Raw genomic sequence first — 20,802 nt, 5'->3', positions numbered from 1 at the left:
GATACAAACAAAGAATTTTAAAATATCTATAAGCTTTTTGGCTTAAATATACTTCAGGTGCTCCCCAAAAATAAACTAGAATTTAAGTAAAATTCAGATCAATGATCCAAATTTTACTTAATTTTTTGTAGTTTATTAATCTTTATACTTCATCTTGATTTTTTTATCTTGATAAAGACCAGTACCCACAGGTATCATACGACCTAAAATAACATTTTCTTTTAAGTCTTCAAGGTAGTCAAATTTAGCCGCTATACTAGCTTCTGTAAGCACTTTTGTAGTCTCTTGGAAAGAGGCTGCAGAGATAACACTATCACTACCGATAGCTGCTCTAGTAACGCCTAAAAGCACAGGCTCAGCGATCGCTGGCTCGCCACCCATTCTAATGATTTTCTCATTTTCTTCACGGAATTTACGACGGCTAACCATATCGCCTACGATGAAATTCGTATCGCCGCTATCTACAATTTTAATCTGTCTTAGCATTTGAGATACAATAATCTCAATATGTTTATCACTAATAGCAACGCCTTGAGAGCGATAAACTTGCTGAATTTCACTAATTAGATATCCATGAAGTGCCTTCTCTCCAAGAATTCTTAGCACATCGTGGCTACTTACTAAACCATCAGTTAATTTCTCACCAGCATGAACAAACTCGCCATCACGGACTTGAATTTGTCTTGATTTATCGATTAGATACTCAGCCGTTGTGCCATCTTCGGCTACTATTACTACTCTTTCTTTAGAGCGTAAAGGCTTTTCAAATCTAATAACGCCATCGATTTCAGCAATTATTGCTGTATTTTTAGGACGACGAGCTTCAAATAATTCAGATACTCTAGGAAGACCTCCGGTGATATCTTTTGATTTTGCTACAGCTTTTGGTGTTTTAGCTATAGTATCAGCTCTTTGAACTGTAGCACCATCTTTGACAAATATCGCAGTTTTTGGCTCTAGTTGATAGCGAATTAATTTGCCATTATCAGTTGTAATAACAATTGTAGGTTTAACTCCGCTTGGTAGATACTCATTAATAACTAGCCTGCTCTCACCTGTAGCTTCATCATACTGCTCAGTTACACTATATCCTGGTTCAATATCTTCATATGCTACCGCACCAGCTTCTTCAGCGATTACTGGATTTGAGTATGGATCCCACTCAGCTATAATTAGCTTAGAATCAACCTGTGGTTTAGCTAAGATATCAGTAGCTACTACATCAGAGCTATCATCAAATTCAATTACACTATTTCGTGGGATATAATGACGCACAGCCTCTCTATCTTCTTCATCCGCTACTACGACAAATAGACCTTTTTCTGCTACTATATCGCCTTTTTTGATATCTTTGATTCTCTCTAGATAATCACCTTTTAAGATATAGTATTTTAGCACACCATGCGCACTAGCTACAATCTCTTGAGTTACTGGATCGCCATCAGCTACCTTAACTTCACTTGCAAATGGAATACGATTTGGAATATTCCATCCATCTTTAATCATCTCTACGATACTTTCATTCTCTTTTACTTCATCACCTTTTGAATAAGGAATATAGAATTTACCATCTATTTTACCGCTTACACCAGCTAGCTCATTTGGTTTAGCAAGGTCGTGCTTTCTTAAGACATATTTAACTTCGTCTTTTTTGCCTTTTACGATAATATTTACATCCTCATGAGCAACTTCAATATCTATAACACCATCAAATGGGGCTTTAATCTTTGGTTCAACCAACAATATAGCAGCGTTGCGTCTATTTATCACTATAGATTTGCCATTGTTTTCATAGGTTTTTAGGTTATAATATCTTATAAAGCCCTCTTTTTGTGCTACGATTTGTCTATCTTGTTGTTCAGTAGAGGCAGTACCACCGATATGGAAAGTTCTTAGCGTTAGCTGAGTTCCTGGCTCACCGATTGATTGAGCTGAGATGATACCTACGGCTTCACCTGGTTTGACTAATTTACCCTCACCTAGATTTATGCCATAGCACTTAGCACATACACCTTTTGGTGCTTTACATGTAATTGGCGTTCTAATACTAATTGATTTTATACCAGCTTCGATAATTACTCTAGCCTTAGCTTCATCGATTAATGTGCCTTCTGTGTATAAAATTTCATTAGTAATAGGATCGATAACATCATCGCTTAATACTCTACCTAAAACTCTCTCTTCTAAACTCTCAATTAACTCACCACTCTCAGTGATTTCAGTAATTTCAACACCTTCGTGAGTGCCACAATCATCCATTGTAATCTTAACATTTTGAGCAACATCAATTAATTTTCTTGTTAAATATCCAGCATTTGCGGTTTTAAGCGCAGTATCAGCAAGACCTTTTCTAGCGCCGTGTGTTGAGATGAAATACTCAAGGACATTTAGACCCTCACGGAAATTTGAAGTAATTGGTGTCTCAATAATACTACCATCAGGCTTAGCCATAAGACCACGCATACCAGCAAGTTGGCGAATTTGAGCCGCACTACCCCTAGCGCCGCTATCAGCCATCATATAAATAGAATTAAATCCGCTCTTATCATTTTTGATGAGTTTCATCATATCGCTAGCCACTTTGTTGTTTGTATCTGTCCATATATCAACAATTTTATTGTATCTTTCTGAATCAGTTAGCAAACCTGAGCCATATTGATTTTGGATTTCACGAACTCTTTTTTTGGCTTCATCTACATATGAATATTTGCTATCAGATACTATTATATCAGCTATTGATATGCTAACTCCAGCTTTTGTAGCGTATCTAAACCCAAGATTTTTAAGCTTATCCAAAAATCCCGCTGTGGATTCTAAGCCTCCGTTTTTATAGACATAATCAACTAAATTTGCTATGTCTTTTTTCTTCATTACCTTATTCCACATACTCTCTGGAACTGAATTCTCTCCCAAATCAGGTAGAATTGATTTGATAATCAATCTCCCCGCAGTTGTAAATACAGTCCTACCATCTACCATTGTCTTAATCTTAGCATGTAGATCAAGGAAGTGAGTCTCAACTGCTATCATAACTTCATCAACGCTAGCAAAAATTTTATTTGAGCCTATTACATCTACTTTTTCAAGGCTTAGATAATATATACCAAGAACCATATCTTGGCTAGGGACTGTCACAGCCTTACCACTTGCTGGAAGCAAGATATTCATAGAACTAAGCATTAAAATTTTACACTCAGCAATTGCCTCTTGAGATAAAGGGACATGAACGGCCATTTGGTCACCATCGAAGTCAGCATTGAAAGCTGAACAAACAAGTGGGTGAAGTTGAATAGCCTTGCCCTCTATCAATACTGGGTGAAATGCTTGAATCGACATCTTATGTAGAGTTGGAGCCCTATTTAATAGCACTGGATGATCAGCAACAACCTCTTCAAGGCACTCCCAAACCTCATTTGTCTTATCTTCTATCATCTTTTTGGCTAATTTAACATTTGTCGCATAGCCTTTTTCTTCAAGGCGGGCTAAAAGATGTGGCTTAAATAGCTCTAAAGCCATCTTCTTAGGCAATCCACACTGATCCATCCTAAGTCTAGGACCAACTACGATAACGCTACGACCTGAGAAGTCAACTCTTTTACCAAGCAAATTTTGTCTAAAGCGCCCTTGCTTACCTTTGATAATCTCGCTTAGAGATTTTAGTGGGCGTTTATTCGCACCTTTTACGGCATTTGCTCTTCTACCATTGTCAAATAGAGCATCAACTGACTCTTGCAACATTCTCTTTTCGTTACGGATAATAATCTCAGGCGCATCAAGCTCCATAAGTCTTTTTAGTCTTGCGTTGCGATTTATAACACGGCGATAAAGATCATTGACATCACTAACTGCGAATTTACCACCATCAAGGCTTACTAATGGGCGAAGATCAGGCGGTAAAACAGGTAAATTTGTTATCATCATCCACTCAGGGCGATTACCTGAATTTAAAAAGCTCTCAACTACTTTTAATCTTTTTACAATACTTTTTTTCTTAGCTTCGCTATTTGTGCTTTCAATCTCTATTTTTAACTGCTCTAAGATGCTAACAAGATCTAAATTTTCAAGCATATCACGGATGACTTCACCACCCATTCTAGCACTAAATCCACTATCGGCAAATCTTTGTTCTAAAAGTATATATTGCTCTTCATTTAAGACATCATAAATTTCAACTTTTTTGCTATTTTCGTTATCATAGTATGCTTCACCTGGATTTTCTACTATATATGCTTCATAATATAATACACGCTCTAAGTCTTTCATTTTAATACCAAGAAGCGTACCTATACGACTAGGAAGTGAATTTACATACCAAATATGCGCCACTGGAGTAACTAGCTCGATATGCGCCATTCTAGAACGGCGAACCTTAGAGCTTGTAACTTCAACTCCACATTTTTCACATTTGATACCCTTATAGCGCATCTTTTTATATTTGCCACATAAGCACTCATAATCCCTAATAGGCCCAAATATTTTAGCACAAAATAGACCATCTCTTTCTGGTTTTAGAGTTCTATAGTTGATGGTTTCAGGCTTTTTAACTTCGCCATAACTCCATGCTTTTATACGTTCAGGACTTGCTAATCTTAATTTAAATGCTTCAAAATCTCTTGGTCTTGCATCTTCTTTAATCTCTATAGGTTTTAACTCACTCATTATTATCATCCTCATCGTAAATCTCAACATCTAGTGCTAGAGATTTTAGCTCGTTTGTTAAAACAAAAAATGTCTCTGGAATACCAGTACTTGGGACATTTTCACCTCTAGTTAATGCTTTATAAGCTAGCCATCTTCCTTCAACATCATCAGATTTTACAGTTAGCATCTCGCGAAGTGTATGGGCAGCACCATAAGCTTCTAAAGCCCAAACCTCCATCTCACCAAATCTTTGACCACCGCTTAATGCTTTACCACCAACTGGTTGCTGCGTAACTAAGCTATATGGGCCAGTACTTCTAGCATGGACTTTTTCATCTACTAGATGGTGAAGTTTTAGCATATACATACAACCGACATTTACACGCTCAGCCATCTTAGATCCGGTTCTACCATCGTATAATTCAGTTTTACCATCCATATCGATCTTTGCCATCTCAAACAATTTGCTAAATTCTTCAGCCTTAACCCCTTCAAATATAGGAGTAGCAAATCTTACACCGCTTGCCCAATCTCTTGCATATTCTATTAGCTTCTCATCATCGATTTTTTCTAATATTGCTTTGGCATCCATTAGTCTTGATACATCAGCTATTTCAATCATTTTAGCTCTTAATTCTGTTATCCACTCTTTTGACTTTCTATCAAATATCTCTTGAATTTGCTCGCCAAGCTTCATACCTACAAGACCTAAGTGGCTTTCTAAAATTTGACCAATATTCATACGACTAGGAACGCCTAGTGGATTTAAAACAATATCTACTGATCTACCATCTGGAAGATATGGCATATCTACATCTGGAACGATATTTGATACAATACCTTTATTACCATGGCGACCAGCCATTTTATCTCCAACTTTTAGCTTACGCTTAGTAGCTACATATACTTTGACAAGTTTGACTACTCCGCTTGGCAAAATATCATCTTTTTCTAAAATTTCAAGCTTAGCATCATGCTCATCTTTTAATTTTTTCTTCTCATTTTGGAAGTAAGCTTTCATATCTTCATAGCTTTTTTGTACATCTTTACTAAAGCTTTTTACATATGAATTTAGAGTAAATCTATTTATATTGGCAAGATACTCTTTTTGTATCTTTTGACCTTTTACATATGTAGTTTTACCAACTTCTAAATCGCTTTGGAGTTCGTTATTAGCTAGTAAAGCAGTTACTCTTAACATCTCTTCTCGGTCAAGCATTAAAAGTCTATCGTGATGCTCTTTTTCTAAGATATTTTTCTCATCTTCATAGGCTTTAAATGATCTTGAGTCTTTTTCATAGCCTTTTTTAGTAAAGATTTTAACATCGATTACCACGCCTTCCATGCTTGCTGGAGCGTATAGGGATTTATTTACTACATGGCCAGCCTTTTCGCCAAAGATTGCTCTTAGAAGTCTTTCTTCTGGAGTTGGCTTAACTTCACCTTTTGGAGATACTTTACCTACTAAAATCATACCTGGTTTTATATGAGTTCCGATTCTTACGATACCACTTTCATCTAGATGCTCGATCTCTTCTTCTTTCATATTAGGAATATCTCTAGTAATCTCTTCTACGCCATCTTTTAGCTCTCTAGCTTCAATCTCTTTTTCATAGATATGAACACTAGTAAATGCATCTGTGCGAATCATTCTCTCGCTCATCACAATAGCATCTTCATAGTTATATCCATTCCACGGCATAAAGGCAATTAAGGCATTTTTACCAATTGCTAGCTCACCTTGATCCATACTAGAACCATCGGCAATTATCTGACCAGCTTCTACTTTTTGTCCTTTTTTTACGATTGGGTGTTGGCTAAATGTCGTATTTTGGTTGGTACGCATATTTTTTTCCATTGTATATTGATCAATATATGGACCATTTTCATCTTCGCCTAGAATAAATATATTTTTATTATCAACTTTTTCTATTACACCGCCACGTCTTGCTTTAATAGCTTCCCAAGCATCACGTGCTACAATAGCTTCCATACCTGTACCTACAATAGGTGCAGTTGATTTTAAAAGAGGCACAGCTTGGCGTTGCATATTTGAACCCATAAGCGCACGGTTAGCATCATCATGCTCTAAAAATGGAATCAATGAAGCAGCTACCCCCATAACCATACCGCTACAAAGGTCAATTAGTGTTACATCATCTCTTTTGGCAAGTATCATCTCACCATCTTGTCTAACCTCTATTAAATCCTCGCTAATCATACCATTCTCATCTAAAATTGTAGATGCTGGAGCGATAATATGACCCTCTTCTTGAGTTGCTGTAAGATAGACAATTTCATTTGTTACTCTACCATTTTCTACTTTACGATATGGAGATTCAACAAAGCCTAAATCATTTACTTTAGCATATGTAGAAAGAGTATTTATAAGACCGATATTTTGACCTTCTGGGGTCTCAACTGGACAAATTCTACCATAGTGAGTTGGATGGACATCACGAACTTCAAATCCGGCTCTCTCTTTTACCAACCCACCCTCGCCAAGTGCTGATAATCTACGCTTATGAGTAACTTCACTAAGCGGATTAGTTTGATCCATAAACTGACTTAGCTGACCACCGGTAAAGAATTCCATAATAGTAGTGGTAATCATCTTAGGATTTACAAGATCATATGGCATAATCTCATCGATATTGTTGCTTAGGCTTGTAAATTTATCCCTAATAGCCTTTTGCATTTTTACAAATCCTAAATGAAGCTCATTAGCTAAAAGCTCACCAATAGAACGAATACGGCGGTTACCTAAATGGTCTCTATCGTCTATATGACCTTGACCATTTTTTACCTTAATTAGATATTTAGCAGTTTTAATGATATCTTCATTAGTTAATACTGTTACATAATCAGGCGCATTTAATCCAAGCTTGTGATTCATCTTCATACGACCAACCTTGGTTAGATCATATCTTTCTGGATTAAAGAATAGATCATTTACAAAACTTCGAGCAGCTTCTTTAACTACAGGCTCACCTGGACGCATAACTTTATAAATTCTAATTGCAGCTAGATCATTTTCATCTTCTACGCCTTCTGTTTGTTTAAGAAGTTTAAGAGTCTCATAATCTTGCAAAAATGAGTTAATAATAGCATCATCGACTCCATTTGCTAAATCATTTGCTATCTCTATACTATCTTGCTCATTAGCAATTTTAGCTATCTTATTCTCATCAAGTTGTGTAAGAGTATCATATAAAACCTCACCACTATCTTTATCGATAACAGGACTAGCAAGATATCTATTTACCAATGTTTCAAGCGGATATTCTATAAATTTAACGCCATCTTCTATTAATTTATCAGCTTTTTTTCTAGTTAATCTCTTACCAGCTTGATGTAAGATATTGCCATCTTCATCTTTAATATCATAATCAACCCTACCAGTAAAGTCATCTGGATTAAACTCTACTAAGAATTTATTATTTTGAATTTTTAGAGTTTGCATAGGGTAAAATAACTTCACAATATCTTGTTTTTTATATCCTAAAGCCCTAAATAAAATGGTAATTGGCACCTTACGACGCTTATTAATACGAACATATAATACATCTTTTGTATCATATTCAAAATAAAGCCAAGACCCACGATCTGGGATAATCTGAGCAGTATAAATAAGTTTATTTACAACCGTAGGACTCTCTTCTTCTTTAAAAATCACACCTGGGCTTCTATGCAGCTGATTAACAACAACTCTCTCAACACCATTAATAATAAATGAAATTCTATCGGTCATTAAAGGAATTTCACGAACAAATATCTCTTGTTCTTTGATATCCTTTACTCCAATTTTTTCACCTGTTTTTTCATCTCTATCATGAACTATTAATCTAATTTTTATTTTTAAATTTACAGAATATGTTAAACCTCTTTCCATACACTCTCTAATTGTGTATCTAGGCTTACCTATTTCACTACTGACATATTCAAGTGAAAGTCTATTTTGCGGATCGTGAATAGGAAAAATAGATTTAAATACTTTTTCGATTCCGCTTTCGGTTTGTGAATTATCAAGATTTAAAAAATGATCAAAACTCTTTTTTTGTAATTGTAATAAATTTGGAACATCAATCTCTTTAGCAACATTAGAAAAATCTACCCTAAGACGATTTCCAGAATAAAGGCTATTTAGCATTTTACTACCTCTATAGAATAGTTAATTGAAAGAACGTCGTAAAAACGACAATGGAGTTGGAAGCGAGAAAATCTCGCTTCTACAAAATTGTAAATTATTTAAGTTCGACTTTAGCGCCAGCTTCTTCAAGTTGTTTTTTAGCTGCTTCAGCTTCTTCTTTGCTCGCACCTTCTTTAAGAACTGATGGAGTACCTTCAACAGCATCTTTAGCCTCTTTAAGACCAAGACCAGTTAAAGCACGAACAACTTTAATTACTTCTATTTTTTTAGCACCACTATCAACTAAAACGATATTGAAATCAGTTTTTTCTTCAGCAGCTTCAGCAGCTCCGCCAGCTACAGCACCAGCTACCATTACTGGAGCAGCACTTACACCAAATTTTTCTTCAAATTCTTTTACTAATTCACTTAGCTCAAGAACTGATAAATTTGAAATAAACTCTAATACATCTTCTTTAGTTATTGCCATTTTAATTCTCCTAAATTTTATTTTTTAAATTAAGCAGATTGCTCTTTTTTCTCTTTAAGCGCATTTAAACCAATAGTGAAATTTTGAATTGGCGCATTCCAAACTTGTAGTAGCATAGCAATAAGTTCGTCGCGAGACGGCATTTTTGACAATGCAACAACTTTAGATACAGGAGCAACTTCACCATCAATATAAGCTGTCTTGATTTTAAATAGATCTTTATTAGCTTCTTCAAATTTAGCTACAACTTTAGTAACTGCTAGTTGGTCTTCACCCCATACAAAGATATTTGTATCTTTAAGCTCCATACCATCTTTAGCAGAGTTATTCAAAGCTATTTTTGCTAAAGTATTTTTAATAACTTGAACTTTTACATTTTGCTCTTTAGCAGCAATTCTTAACGCCTCAAGTTTTTTAACACTTAAACCTCTATAGTCACATACTACTATAGCTTCGCTAGCTTTAAATTCAGCCTCAAGGTTTGAAATAATTTCAGCTTTTTCGTTTCTAGTCACTTTCATTCTCCTTTCCGACCGGTGATTTCAAGCAGAGAGAGCGAAAATACGCTCAATTAAGCTTACGCCTCGGCTATCTCCAATCTAAGATAAAAATATTAATTATTTAAGATCCATAAGCTCTTGAGTTTCAAGAGATATAGATGGACTCATTGTTAAAGATAGTGTTGCAGATTTAATATATTTACCTTTTGCAGCTGCAGGTTTATGTTTATTTATCATCTTAATAAAGGCAAAGATATTATCATTTAGCTGCTCTTTTGTAAAGCTAACTTTACCTAGACCAGCATGAATATTTCCTTGTTTATCAACACGGAAGTTAACTTGACCACCTTTAGCATTTTTAACAGCCTGAGCAACATCCATAGTTACTGTACCAGTTTTAGGATTTGGCATTAAACCTTTTGGTCCTAAAAGACGACCAATTTTACCAACTAAGCCCATCAAATTTGGAGTAGCAATAAGCACATCAAAATTGATAACTCCCTTAGCAATTTCATCAACAAAATCCTCAGCGCCAACTATATCAGCACCAGCTGCTTTGGCTTCATCAGCCTTAGCATCTTTAGCAATTACTGCTACTCTTACAGTTTTACCAGTACCAGCAGGTAAAACTACTGAACCACGAACCATTTGATCAGCATGTCTAGGATCAACATTTAATTTAAGTGCTATTTCAACTGTTTCATCAAATTTAGCTGAAGCAAGTGTTTTAACTGTCGATATAGCTTCATCTAAATTATAAATTTTATTTGAATCTACTTTCTTAAGTAATTCTGCAAATCTCTTTGTAGTTTTTTTTGACATTAATTTCTCCGCATTTTTAAAGTGCTACCACTAATTTTAAATCCTAGTGGTAAGGATTAATCTACTACAGTTATACCCATAGAACGAGCTGAACCAGCTATAATTTTAGCAGCTTGCTCTCTATCTTTTGTATTCATATCAACTATTTTTTTATCAACAATCTCAAGAATTTGAGCTTTTGTTAACTTGCCAACTTTATTTTTAAGCGGATTATCCGCACCTTTAGTGATGCCAGCAGCTTTTTTGATTAGATCAGTTGCTGGTGGTTGTTTTGTGATAAATGTAAAGCTTTTATCTGCATAAACAGTGATAACAACTGGAATATTATAACCAGCCATATCTTTTGTTCTTTCATTAAATGCTTTACAAAATTCCATAATATTTACACCTTTTTGACCTAGAGCAGGACCAACTGGTGGACTTGGATTTGCTTTTGTAGCTGCAATTTGCAATTTAATTTCACCTACAACTTTTTTAGCCATAAACTATCTCCTTAGACTATCTTTTCAACTTGTGAATACATAATTTCAACAGGTGTACTTCTACCAAATATTGATACATTTAAGCGAAGTTTACCATGAACCATATCATACTCTTCTACAGTTGCGTTAAAGTTTGCAAATGGGCCTTCTGTAACACGAACAATTTCGCCAGTTTCAAATGAAATTTTTGGTTTAGGCGCTGCTCTTTTACTAACCTTTTCTAAAATAAGATTTATATCTTTATCACTCAAAGGTGTAGGTTTCTTTGCTTCACCAATAAATCTGCCAACCTTAGGAAGAGACTGAATTTTGTGCCAAAGTGCAGTATCAAGATCCAAATAAGCGAAAGCATAACCTGGATATAGGCTTCTTTCATTAATCTTTTGCTTTCCATTTTTAATCTCAATTACATCTTCAGTAGGAACGATAACTTCTAAAAGTTTCTCTTCAATACCATGATCTTTTACTAGATTTTCAATGGCTCTTTTGACACTCATCTCACTACCTGCATAAGTTTGAATAGCATACCACTTATGTGCCATAATATGTCCTTATACAAGCTTAGAAACAGAAAATGACATAATTAAATCAACCAAAGCCAAAAATAAAGAAACTATAGTCACAACAGCAAAAACTGTTATAAAAGCATTTCTAATCTGCTCTTTGGTAGGAAATATAACCTTGCCAACTTCTGCACGTGATAATTTTAAATAACTTATAAACTTTTCCATATCTAACCTTTTGTGGCAGGGCAAGAGGGATTCGAACCCCCAACCATCGGATTTGGAATCCGGCGCTCTACCGTTGGAGCTATTGCCCTATATAAATACAGCTAAGAAGTTAGCTTATTTTAGCTTAACTTCTTTATGAACTGTATGTTTTTTTAATCTTGGACAATATTTTTTAAGCTCTAACTTTTCAGTTTTTGTTTTGCTATTTTTGGTTGTTGTGTAATTAATATCATTACATTCAGAACACTTTAAACCAATTTTAACTCTATTTGCACTTGCCATATTTTTTCCTTAAAAAGGGTGCAAATTAATTTCGCACCCATAAGTTAAATTACTTAATAATTTTAGACACAACGCCAGAACCAACAGTTCTACCACCCTCACGGATAGCAAATCTTGTACCCTCTTCTAGCGCAACTGGAGCAATAAGTTCAACAGTTATTTTTAGGTTATCGCCAGGCATAACCATCTCTGTACCTTCTGGTAGAGTGATTGAACCAGTAACATCTGTTGTTCTTACATAAAATTGTGGTCTATAGTTATTAAAGAATGGAGTATGACGACCGCCTTCTTCTTTAGTTAAGATATATACTTCACCTTCAAATTGTGTATGTGGAGTGATAGATTTTGGCTTACATAGAACCATACCTCTTTCAACATCTTCTTTTTTAGTACCACGTAATAGAACGCCTACATTATCGCCAGCTTCACCTTGATCCATCTCTTTTCTAAACATTTCAACACCAGTAACTGTTGTTGTTTGAGTATCACGGATACCAACGATTTCAATAGTATCACCAACTTTCACAACACCTTTTTCAATTCTACCTGTAACAACTGTACCACGACCAGAAATTGAGAATACATCTTCAATTGGCATTAAGAAATCTTTATCAGTTGCACGAACTGGAGTTGGAATATAGCTATCAACTGCATCCATAAGAGCCATAATTTTAGCTGACCACTCACCATCTATACCAGCTTTAGCTTCTTCAAGCGCTTGAAGAGCAGAACCGCTAACAATTGGAGTGTCATCACCTGGGAAATCATATTCACTTAGAAGTTCACGAATTTCCATTTCAACTAACTCTAAAAGTTCAGCATCATCAACCATATCAGCTTTGTTCATGAAAACAACGATATATGGAACACCAACTTGGCGAGATAATAGTATATGTTCACGAGTTTGTGGCATTGGGCCATCAGCTGCAGAAACAACTAGGATAGCGCCGTCCATTTGAGCAGCACCAGTAATCATATTTTTAACATAGTCGGCGTGACCTGGACAGTCAACATGTGCATAGTGGCGATTTGTTGTTTCATATTCAATATGAGAAGTAGCAATTGTAATACCTCTCTCTTTTTCTTCTGGAGCATTATCGATATTATCGTAATCTTTAAGCTCTGCAAGACCTTTTCTTGATAAAACAGCAGAAATAGCAGCTGTTAGTGTAGTTTTACCATGGTCAACGTGACCGATAGTACCAATATTTACGTGTGGCTTATTTCTTGAAAACTTCTCTTTAGCCATTGTATCCTCCGTTATAAAATTCAACTTTTATACTTAAAGTTTGTATTTTTTGTATTTCTTATTTCTACTTTTATGGAGCTCATAGCGGGACTTGAACCCGCGACCTCTTCCTTACCAAGGAAGTGCTCTACCTCTGAGCCATATGAGCGTTTCTAGATATGGAAACTTCAGCTTGGCAAAACAGAGTTATACTAAAATTATACAAACACCGAAAAACTAAAAAATGACTAAGATTAACTGCAGAATAGAATATAAATTCAAAAAAACAGCTCCCAGTCAAATTTAAATGGAGCGGGAAACGGGACTCGAACCCGCGACCCTCAGCTTGGAAGGCTGATGCTCTAGCCAACTGAGCTACTCCCGCGTATAGCAATGGTGGTGAGACGTGGATTCGAACCACGGAAGACATAGTCAGCAGATTTACAGTCTGCCCTCGTTGGCCACTTGAGTATCTCACCCTAAGTAATTAAAATAATGATTGCTATATGTATCTGGTCAAACACTGTAAAGATAAATGGAGCTGGTGAACGGAATCGAACCGCCGACCTACTGCTTACAAGGCAGTTGCTCTACCGGCTGAGCTACACCAGCACCTTTAACTTGTGAGCTGGAATTATAGCTAATTTTATTTTATTTGTCAAGGGTTTTTTGAATAATTATAAAAAATTTCGCCAATTTTTTTTATAATCGGCGAAATTTAGTATTTAGAATTTATTTTTATTTATATTAGCAAGCATCCCTTCACTCATCTCTTCAACATTATTTGAGATACTAGCTATTTTAGTAGTTTCTTCATAATTGCGTTCTGTACCATTCTCTATAGCGCTCATAGCTTCGTTTATTTGATTGATTGCTGCAGTTTGTTCGTTAATGCTAGCACTCATATCAGTAATACTTTGAGTTAAAATATTTACATTAGCTTCAATTTCAGTTAGAGATTTGCCAGTTTTTTCAGCTAATGTTCTAACTTCATCGGCCACAACTGAAAATCCTCTACCATGTTCACCAGCACGAGCAGCTTCTATAGCAGCATTTAGAGCAAGTAAATTTGTTTGTTCAGCTATATCTTTAATGATAATAATAATATTTTTAATATCATCACTTTGCTTTATAACCTCATTTGCTCTTTCATTTATAGAATTCATTGAGCTGCTTAACTCCTCTACGGCTGCGGCACTCTCTTGTAAAGATGCTGCTTGAAGTTTTGATGATTCATTTAATTTATCAATTCCATCTTTCATATTGTGTGATGCTTCATATAGTGTTTGACTGGATTTTTGTGATAGGCGTAGCATCGCTACAGTAGCATCACCTAACTCATTTACACCATCAGCCATTTTAAGAAGATAGTGTTTTAAATTCTCATTTGAAGCTCTTTGAGTATAGTCATGCTCTGAGTATTTGGCTATAATTTTAACTATCTCATTTATATTTTTTTCAAGTGCTAAGGCCATGTTGTTTAGCGTCTCTTGTAGTTGTTTCATTAGTGGAGAGTCGCAATTGCTATTTAAACGCACATTAAAACTACCTTGAGATAGCTCTTTTAGAGTTTTTACTGTTTCATTAATAAATTTACGCTCAGAGCCGATTTGAATGCGTAAATTTGATATATTTTGGTTAATCATCTTAGCTATTACGCCAAATTCATCTTTTGAGTTAATATCTATAGTCTTGCAATCATCTTTTTCATGTCCAAGGAAAGCAAAAAATCCTCTAAGTCCATCACTAACTGGCTCAATTTGAGCTATCTTTTTACGAAGAACAATAGAACCAAGCACAATCACGATAATGTTAATAATGAATAATCCTAAAACAGCATCAAAATATAGTGTAGTTTTATCGATTTTAGATTGCACTTCTTGATCTGTTCTGTTCTTAAGCATCACAAAAAACTCATCAATTGGCTCCATAATTTTAGCTTTTTCAATGTGATATTCTTTAGAATGAGTTAAATCAATTGCTAGGCCTACATCTGGCTGACCTATGATGGTGTATTGACCATTACTATCCATAAATTTACCCATTACCGCATTCATAGCTCTAGTTTCGATATCTACTAAGTAATTTGAGCGAGCCTCAGACTCTTTTAATTTATCTAGCTCGGCTCTACTAAAGCCTAACGCTTCCATTTTTTTAGTCAAAGCAATTGTCTCGTTACTATCTGGGCGAGGCTTTTGGCCTGTTGCTGCTACAAAATCCCAATAAATTCTTTCATAATTCATAGGTCTTGGAACTTTACCATTTCTAATATCTAATATAGTATTATACTGGTCAATATAGTGACTATCACCTGTAACGCTATAAGTACGAGCTAATCTAGTTAAATCATCAGAACTTTGGCGAAGTTCATCAGCTAGTATATATGACTGATATCTTCTCTCAGATGCCTCTATAAGCTCATCTTGTACACCAATCACTCCAAGTAGAGCGACTAAATTTAAAACGACTATAGTAATAATCGCACCAAAAATAGCATAAAACAAGGTAGTGAATTTCATGAAAATCCTTAAAAATAGTAAAATTGCGATTTTGTTATAATACAAACATTGTAGTTAAATATTGCTTAAGTTTATGGGTAAATATTAATAATTTATTTAAAGAATTTTAACTTCGCGTGAGAAAACTCACGCAATAAATATAATTGAGTTTATAAACTCTCTTTGATCTCTATAGTAGTGATTTTATCCCCTTGTCTAATCGCATCTAAAACACTCTTGCTCTCATCATCTATCAACTCGCCAAATATAGTATGAACACCATTTAGATGTGGCTGAGCGCTATGGCATACGAAAAATTGGCTACCGCCTGTATCTCTGCCGGCGTGTGCCATGCTTAGGCTACCTCTATTGTGTTTGCGTTTTTGACCGACACATTCGCATTTGATTCTCCAGCCTGGGCCACCAACTCCATTGCCATACGGGCAACCACCTTGGATAACGAAATTTGGTATAACTCTATGAAAATTAAGTCCATCATAAAATCCAGATTTAGCTAATTCTACGAAGTTAGCTACGGTTTGTGGGGTCTCATCTGGATATAACTCGGCTATCATATCGCCTTTATCTGTTTTGATAACTGCGAATTTACATTTAGATAATTCATTTGTATCTATATCATATATTTTTAACTCTTCCATTAATTCTCCTTATTCTATATTTGTATATACTGCTTGAATATCATCGTCATCATCAAGCTTATCTAAAAGCTTTTCAATCTCGCTAAGCTCCTCATCATTGAGCGAAATTGTGGAATTTGGAATGTATTGTAAGCTACCTTTTTTAAGCGTTAAATTACACTTCTCAATCCCATCGCTAAGCGTGCCAAAGCTCTTATAATCACCATATATCATCAAGCTATTTTCACCTTGTTCTAATAGCTCAAGACCATAATCTATAAGCTCTAATTCTAACTCTTCTAGATCGCCACTTGGTAACTCTACTTCAAATACCGCCTTACGACTAAACATAAAGCTAAGGCTACCACTTGGCAAAATCTCTCCACCATTTTTGTTAAATATAGCCTTTACATTGGCCACCGTCCTAGTGGCATTATCAGTAGCTGCTTCTACGATGATTTGAACGCCGTGAGCAGCCTTACCATCATAAAATATAGTTTTGATATCGCTACTATCTTTGCCACTTGCCCTTTTGATTGCTGCGTCAATATTATCTTTTGGCATATTTTGAGCTTTGGCTGTAGCTATGGCTGAGCGGAGTTTTGGGTTCATATCTGGATCGCTTCCACCCTCTTTGGCCGCTACTGTGATCGCTTTGGCTAATTTTGGGAATAACTTGCTCATCTTATCCCATCTAGCCTCTTTACTAGCTCTTCTATACTCAAATGCTCGTCCCATTTTTGTCCTTTTGGATTTTCTAAGGCGGTAATTATATCAAAAAATCGTTAAATTTTAATTAGCTATATAATTATATAATTTTTAAAATCTCAATTAAATTTAGGATAAATCGTGAAATTTGAAGTTAAAAATATCAATTGCCAAAGTTGTGTAAATTTGATTAAGAATTCTCTTGAAGATGAATTTGGCACTATTATCATTGATTTAACAAGTGAGCCAAAAATTCTTACTATAGATATAAATAGTGATGAGATTAAGGCTAAATTTATAGATGAGCTAAATGAGCTTGGCTTTGAAGTTATTAAAGAAATTTAGGAATTTACTTGAATAAGATTGAGTTAAAAATCAGCGGAATGAGCTGTGTAAATTGTGCAAATTCTATTAAAAAATCAGCACTAAAAATCCCGGGAATAAAGTCTGCAAATGTAGATTTTAACACTCATTGTGCTGTATTTGAATATGATCAAAATGCTGATATAGAAGCATTAAAAAATAAAATTATTAAACTTGGTTTTGGTATTGCAAACAATCAAGATGAGCTTGAAAATGCTCAAAATAAAGAATTAAAAAATTACCAAAATAAATTTATAATCTGTTCTATAATTAGCGCAGCTCTTATGTGGGCAGAGATGAGTAAATCCAATCCTATACCTATGCCATTTATGATTGCTTTGGCTTGTATTGGGATATTTTATTGCGGATCTAGTTTTTACTCTCATGCATTAAAGAGCTTAAAAGAGCATAATTATGATATGAATGTACTTATATTTTTGGGTACTTTTTGCGCATTTTGCTACTCTATTTTTGCTACAATTTTTCATAATCAAATTCCAACAAATCTAAACTATCTATATTTTAGCGGTGCGACAATGATTATAACCTTTGTCTTGCTTGGCAAATATTTAGAAAATAAAGCCAAAGCCACTGCTTCATCTTACCTAAAATCTTTAATAAATCTAAGCCCAACCAAGGCTTTTATCATCTCTAGCGATGGGAGTACCAAAGAGACTTTAGCTAGTAATCTTAAAATCGGAGATATAGTTTTAGTCAAAACTGGCTCTATAATTCCATGTGATGGCATTATAGAAAATGGAGGTGCTGAGATAGATACAAGTGCAATAAATGGCGAAAGTATGCCAATTTATAAAAGCACTGGTCAGATGGTATATAGCGGTACTCTAAACTGCAATGGCCATATATTAATAAGAGTTACTAAAAGTCCAAATGATACCTTACTGGCTCAAATTTTAAATCTTATTCAAAACGCAGCTAGTAAAAAGCTATCTATCTCACGCATAGCTGATAATGTAGCAAATATTTTCATCCCTTTAATAATAGCTACTTCTGTGGCTACATTTTGTATCTGGGCTAGTTTTGGCATGGAATTTAATGGAATTTTAAGTGCTATTTGCGTGCTTATTATCTCATGTCCTTGTGCTTTAGGACTTGCTACACCAATTGCTATAGTTTGTGCTATATCACTGGCTTTGAAGCATTCAATTTTAATTAAAAATCCAGTTGCCCTAGAGCAATTCAATGATATTAAATTTGCCGTATTTGATAAAACTGGAACCATCACAACAGCAGATATAAGCGTAATAGAAACCAGTCTTAATAAAAATGATTTATCCATAGTAGCCAATATCTCGGCACTAAACTCGCACCCAGTTTCAAATGCGATTACAAACTACGCCAAAGAGCTAATCAATGTCAAATTTCAAAGTAAATTTGAGTATATTAGCGGGCTTGGGATTAAAAGCGATAATGTTTTAATAGGCAATGAAAGATTACTAAATTTAAATTTAATATCCATAGACAAAAATCAAAAAGCCATAATAGAGCAAAAAATGGATATTGGCTATGGGGTTATCTTAGTAGCAATTAATGGCAAATTTAGCGGTTATATTGCAATTAGCGATACTATAAAGCCTGAGGCAAAAGAGGTTATAAAGAGCCTAAAATCACAAAATATAACCCCAGTAATTTTAAGCGGAGATAGCCATAAAATCAGCAATCTAGTAGCCAAAGAACTTGGTATTGATATGGTTTATAGTGAGGTTTTACCACATCAAAAATATGAGATAATAGAAGATTTAAAAAAATCAGGAAAAGTCGCATTTATAGCAGATGGAATCAACGATGCTGCTGCTTTAAAAGCTGCTGATATCTCTATAGCGATGAACTCTGGAAGCGATCTAGCTAAAAATAGCGCCGATATAATCTTAATGCAAAATAGCCTAAATGGAGTTATAAAAAGCATAAATCTAGCCAAAAAAAGTAACACTACTATAAAACAGAATTTAACTTGGGCGTTTGGATATAATACTATTTGTATTCCAATTGCTGCTGGAATTTTAGAGCCATCTTTTGGAATTCATCTTACACCGATGTGGGCAGCACTTGCTATGAGTCTAAGCTCTATTAGCGTAGTTTTAAACTCTTTAAGATTAAAACTAGCTAGAATTTAGACTATGTTTATTCACATAGATCTTGATGCATTTTTTATCAGTGCAGCTGCAACAATAGATAAAAGCTTAATTGGTAAAAAAGCCGCCGTAGCAAGTGGAAGTAAATTTGATATATTTGGCGACTATCATGAGTATGGCATAATTTTAAGCGCTACCTATGAAGCTCGTGCTATAGGAATTAACTGCACTATGCACTCAAGTTTAGCTAAAAAACTCTGTCCTGATTTAATCATAGTTCCAACAGATTTTGAGCTATATCATACATTATCAAATTCTCTTTATAATTTATTGCTTAATTATACTGATGAAATTGAGAAGTATAGTATTGATGAGTATTTTATAGATCTTGCTGGAACAAAATATGATATTAATCCTTTAGTATTTGCTAATAAGCTTAAATTTGAGATCAATAATAAACTAAATTTACCTTGTAGTATAGGAATTGCGCCAAATAAACTACTAGCTAAGCTTGCAACCAATCTAGCAAAACCTAGCAAAATATATCAAATAAATAGTCCCCAAGAGATAGAAAATCTACAAATTTCCAAGCTTCCAGGAGTAGGTAAATCTCTTTATAAAAGCTTACAAAAATATGGAGTTACTACTATTAAAGATGCTCTAAACGCCAAGCATATATTTGACAAACTTGGCAAATATGCCATAAATCTTTATAGCTCTTTAAATTTAATCCATCAAGACAAAATTATTAAAAATCAGCCACGCAAATCTCTAGCTATAGCTAGAAGCTTTGCCCCAATTAAAAATAGAGATGATATCAATAAAAGATTAATGACTCTGTGTAGGCATCTATATTTTGAAGTAGCCTCACTTGCTTTAACCCCAAGCAGGATCGAGCTAAAATTTCGCTATAAAGGACAAGAACAAATAAGCATAAGCACTACTATTAATGCTAACTTTACTCACAAATTTTTAGAACAGATTACTAAAGATCTATTTATAAACTTAGATAAATTTAAAGAGTATGAGATAAACTATCTAAGTCTTTGTGCGGCTAGATTTGATAAGCAGCAACAGCGATCTTTATTTGATACTCAAAGTCCAAAAAATAGCAAAATTAGTACTGCCATAATGCAAATTCAAAAAAAATATGGTGTAGATGCTATTAAAAGCCTATCTGAGTTTTAAGCAAAATTT

15 protein-coding genes, 5 tRNA genes and 1 pseudogene are annotated in these 20,802 nt (G+C 34.7%); 3 read left to right on the top strand and 18 right to left on the bottom strand.

What is annotated here, in order from left to right:
- Nucleotides 1-135: 135 nt before the first annotated feature.
- From rpoC to CIGNP85_RS00935, 18 genes and pseudogenes are all read right to left on the bottom strand, one after another.
- Entirely contained in the window at nt 136-4,659 is a 4,524-nt protein-coding gene (rpoC, locus tag CIGNP85_RS01020; protein WP_086267661.1) for a DNA-directed RNA polymerase subunit beta', read from the bottom strand.
- Nucleotides 4,652-8,791 carry a DNA-directed RNA polymerase subunit beta gene (gene rpoB / locus CIGNP85_RS01015; RefSeq protein WP_086286671.1) on the bottom strand — a complete coding sequence of 1,380 codons (4,140 nt, stop codon included), beginning with the start codon at nt 8,789-8,791 and terminating at the stop codon, nt 4,652-4,654. Before rpoB ends, rpoC begins: the two co-directional genes overlap by 8 nt.
- Before the next feature lie 94 nt (nt 8,792-8,885).
- A complete protein-coding gene (gene rplL, locus CIGNP85_RS01010) occupies nt 8,886-9,260 on the bottom strand; it encodes a 50S ribosomal protein L7/L12 (RefSeq protein ID WP_086224027.1) in 375 nt (124 codons plus the stop codon).
- 29 nt (nt 9,261-9,289) lie between these two features.
- Nucleotides 9,290-9,775, bottom strand: a complete 486-nt coding sequence (rplJ, locus tag CIGNP85_RS01005) for a 50S ribosomal protein L10 (RefSeq protein WP_086226552.1) — start codon at nt 9,773-9,775, stop codon at nt 9,290-9,292.
- Between the two features lie 102 nt (nt 9,776-9,877).
- Nucleotides 9,878-10,582, bottom strand: a complete 705-nt coding sequence (rplA, locus tag CIGNP85_RS01000; protein WP_086286670.1) for a 50S ribosomal protein L1 — start codon at nt 10,580-10,582, stop codon at nt 9,878-9,880.
- 56 nt (nt 10,583-10,638) lie between these two features.
- Nucleotides 10,639-11,064: a 50S ribosomal protein L11 gene (rplK, locus tag CIGNP85_RS00995; protein WP_086224024.1), complete on the bottom strand. Its 426-nt coding sequence runs from the start codon at nt 11,062-11,064 to the stop codon at nt 10,639-10,641.
- Between the two features lie 11 nt (nt 11,065-11,075).
- Complete coding sequence (nusG, locus tag CIGNP85_RS00990) at nt 11,076-11,609, bottom strand: transcription termination/antitermination protein NusG (RefSeq protein WP_179186969.1); 534 nt, start codon at nt 11,607-11,609, stop codon at nt 11,076-11,078.
- 6 nt (nt 11,610-11,615) lie between these two features.
- The gene (secE, locus tag CIGNP85_RS00985; protein ID WP_086224022.1) at nt 11,616-11,795 is read right to left on the bottom strand and encodes a preprotein translocase subunit SecE; all 180 of its coding nucleotides are present in this window, start codon (nt 11,793-11,795) and stop codon (nt 11,616-11,618) included.
- A gap of 13 nt (nt 11,796-11,808) precedes the next feature.
- Nucleotides 11,809-11,884, bottom strand: a tRNA-Trp gene (locus CIGNP85_RS00980).
- Between the two features lie 25 nt (nt 11,885-11,909).
- Entirely contained in the window at nt 11,910-12,077 is a 168-nt protein-coding gene (rpmG, locus tag CIGNP85_RS00975; RefSeq protein WP_086226555.1) for a 50S ribosomal protein L33, read from the bottom strand.
- Nucleotides 12,078-12,126: 49 nt separating this feature from the next.
- Complete coding sequence (gene tuf, locus CIGNP85_RS00970; RefSeq protein WP_086224020.1) at nt 12,127-13,326, bottom strand: elongation factor Tu; 1,200 nt, start codon at nt 13,324-13,326, stop codon at nt 12,127-12,129.
- A 73-nt stretch (nt 13,327-13,399) separates the two neighbouring features.
- Nucleotides 13,400-13,474 (bottom strand) — tRNA-Thr (locus CIGNP85_RS00965).
- A 139-nt stretch (nt 13,475-13,613) separates the two neighbouring features.
- A tRNA-Gly gene (locus tag CIGNP85_RS00960) sits at nt 13,614-13,690 on the bottom strand.
- A gap of 9 nt (nt 13,691-13,699) precedes the next feature.
- Nucleotides 13,700-13,784, bottom strand: a tRNA-Tyr gene (locus CIGNP85_RS00955).
- A gap of 57 nt (nt 13,785-13,841) precedes the next feature.
- Nucleotides 13,842-13,917, bottom strand: a tRNA-Thr gene (locus tag CIGNP85_RS00950).
- 113 nt (nt 13,918-14,030) lie between these two features.
- Nucleotides 14,031-14,417: pseudogene (locus CIGNP85_RS08660) on the bottom strand (methyl-accepting chemotaxis protein); the annotation flags it as partial.
- A gap of 1,556 nt (nt 14,418-15,973) precedes the next feature.
- Entirely contained in the window at nt 15,974-16,462 is a 489-nt protein-coding gene (locus tag CIGNP85_RS00940; protein ID WP_086224018.1) for a peptidylprolyl isomerase, read from the bottom strand.
- 9 nt (nt 16,463-16,471) lie between these two features.
- Nucleotides 16,472-17,179, bottom strand: coding sequence for a YebC/PmpR family DNA-binding transcriptional regulator (locus tag CIGNP85_RS00935; RefSeq protein WP_086224017.1), 708 nt, complete (start codon nt 17,177-17,179; stop codon nt 16,472-16,474).
- Between the two features lie 111 nt (nt 17,180-17,290).
- Between CIGNP85_RS00935 and CIGNP85_RS00930 the strand changes: the two genes are divergently transcribed.
- From CIGNP85_RS00930 to CIGNP85_RS00920, 3 genes are read left to right on the top strand one after another with little or no spacing between them, the layout of a single operon-like run.
- Nucleotides 17,291-17,494 carry a heavy metal transport/detoxification protein gene (locus tag CIGNP85_RS00930; protein WP_086226559.1) on the top strand — a complete coding sequence of 68 codons (204 nt, stop codon included), beginning with the start codon at nt 17,291-17,293 and terminating at the stop codon, nt 17,492-17,494.
- Between the two features lie 8 nt (nt 17,495-17,502).
- Nucleotides 17,503-19,647 (top strand): heavy metal translocating P-type ATPase, encoded by a 2,145-nt coding sequence (locus tag CIGNP85_RS00925; RefSeq protein ID WP_236845536.1) that lies wholly within the window; start codon nt 17,503-17,505, stop codon nt 19,645-19,647.
- Between the two features lie 3 nt (nt 19,648-19,650).
- Nucleotides 19,651-20,793, top strand: a complete 1,143-nt coding sequence (locus tag CIGNP85_RS00920; RefSeq protein ID WP_086286668.1) for a Y-family DNA polymerase — start codon at nt 19,651-19,653, stop codon at nt 20,791-20,793.
- The last annotated feature ends 9 nt before the right edge of the window (nt 20,794-20,802 follow it).

It is taken from the genome of Campylobacter sp. P0085 (assembly GCF_002139495.1).
Classification (GTDB): domain Bacteria; phylum Campylobacterota; class Campylobacteria; order Campylobacterales; family Campylobacteraceae; genus Campylobacter; species Campylobacter devanensis.
Note: the sequence above shows the minus strand (reverse complement) of the source record. Positions and strands in the feature narration are given on the sequence as shown.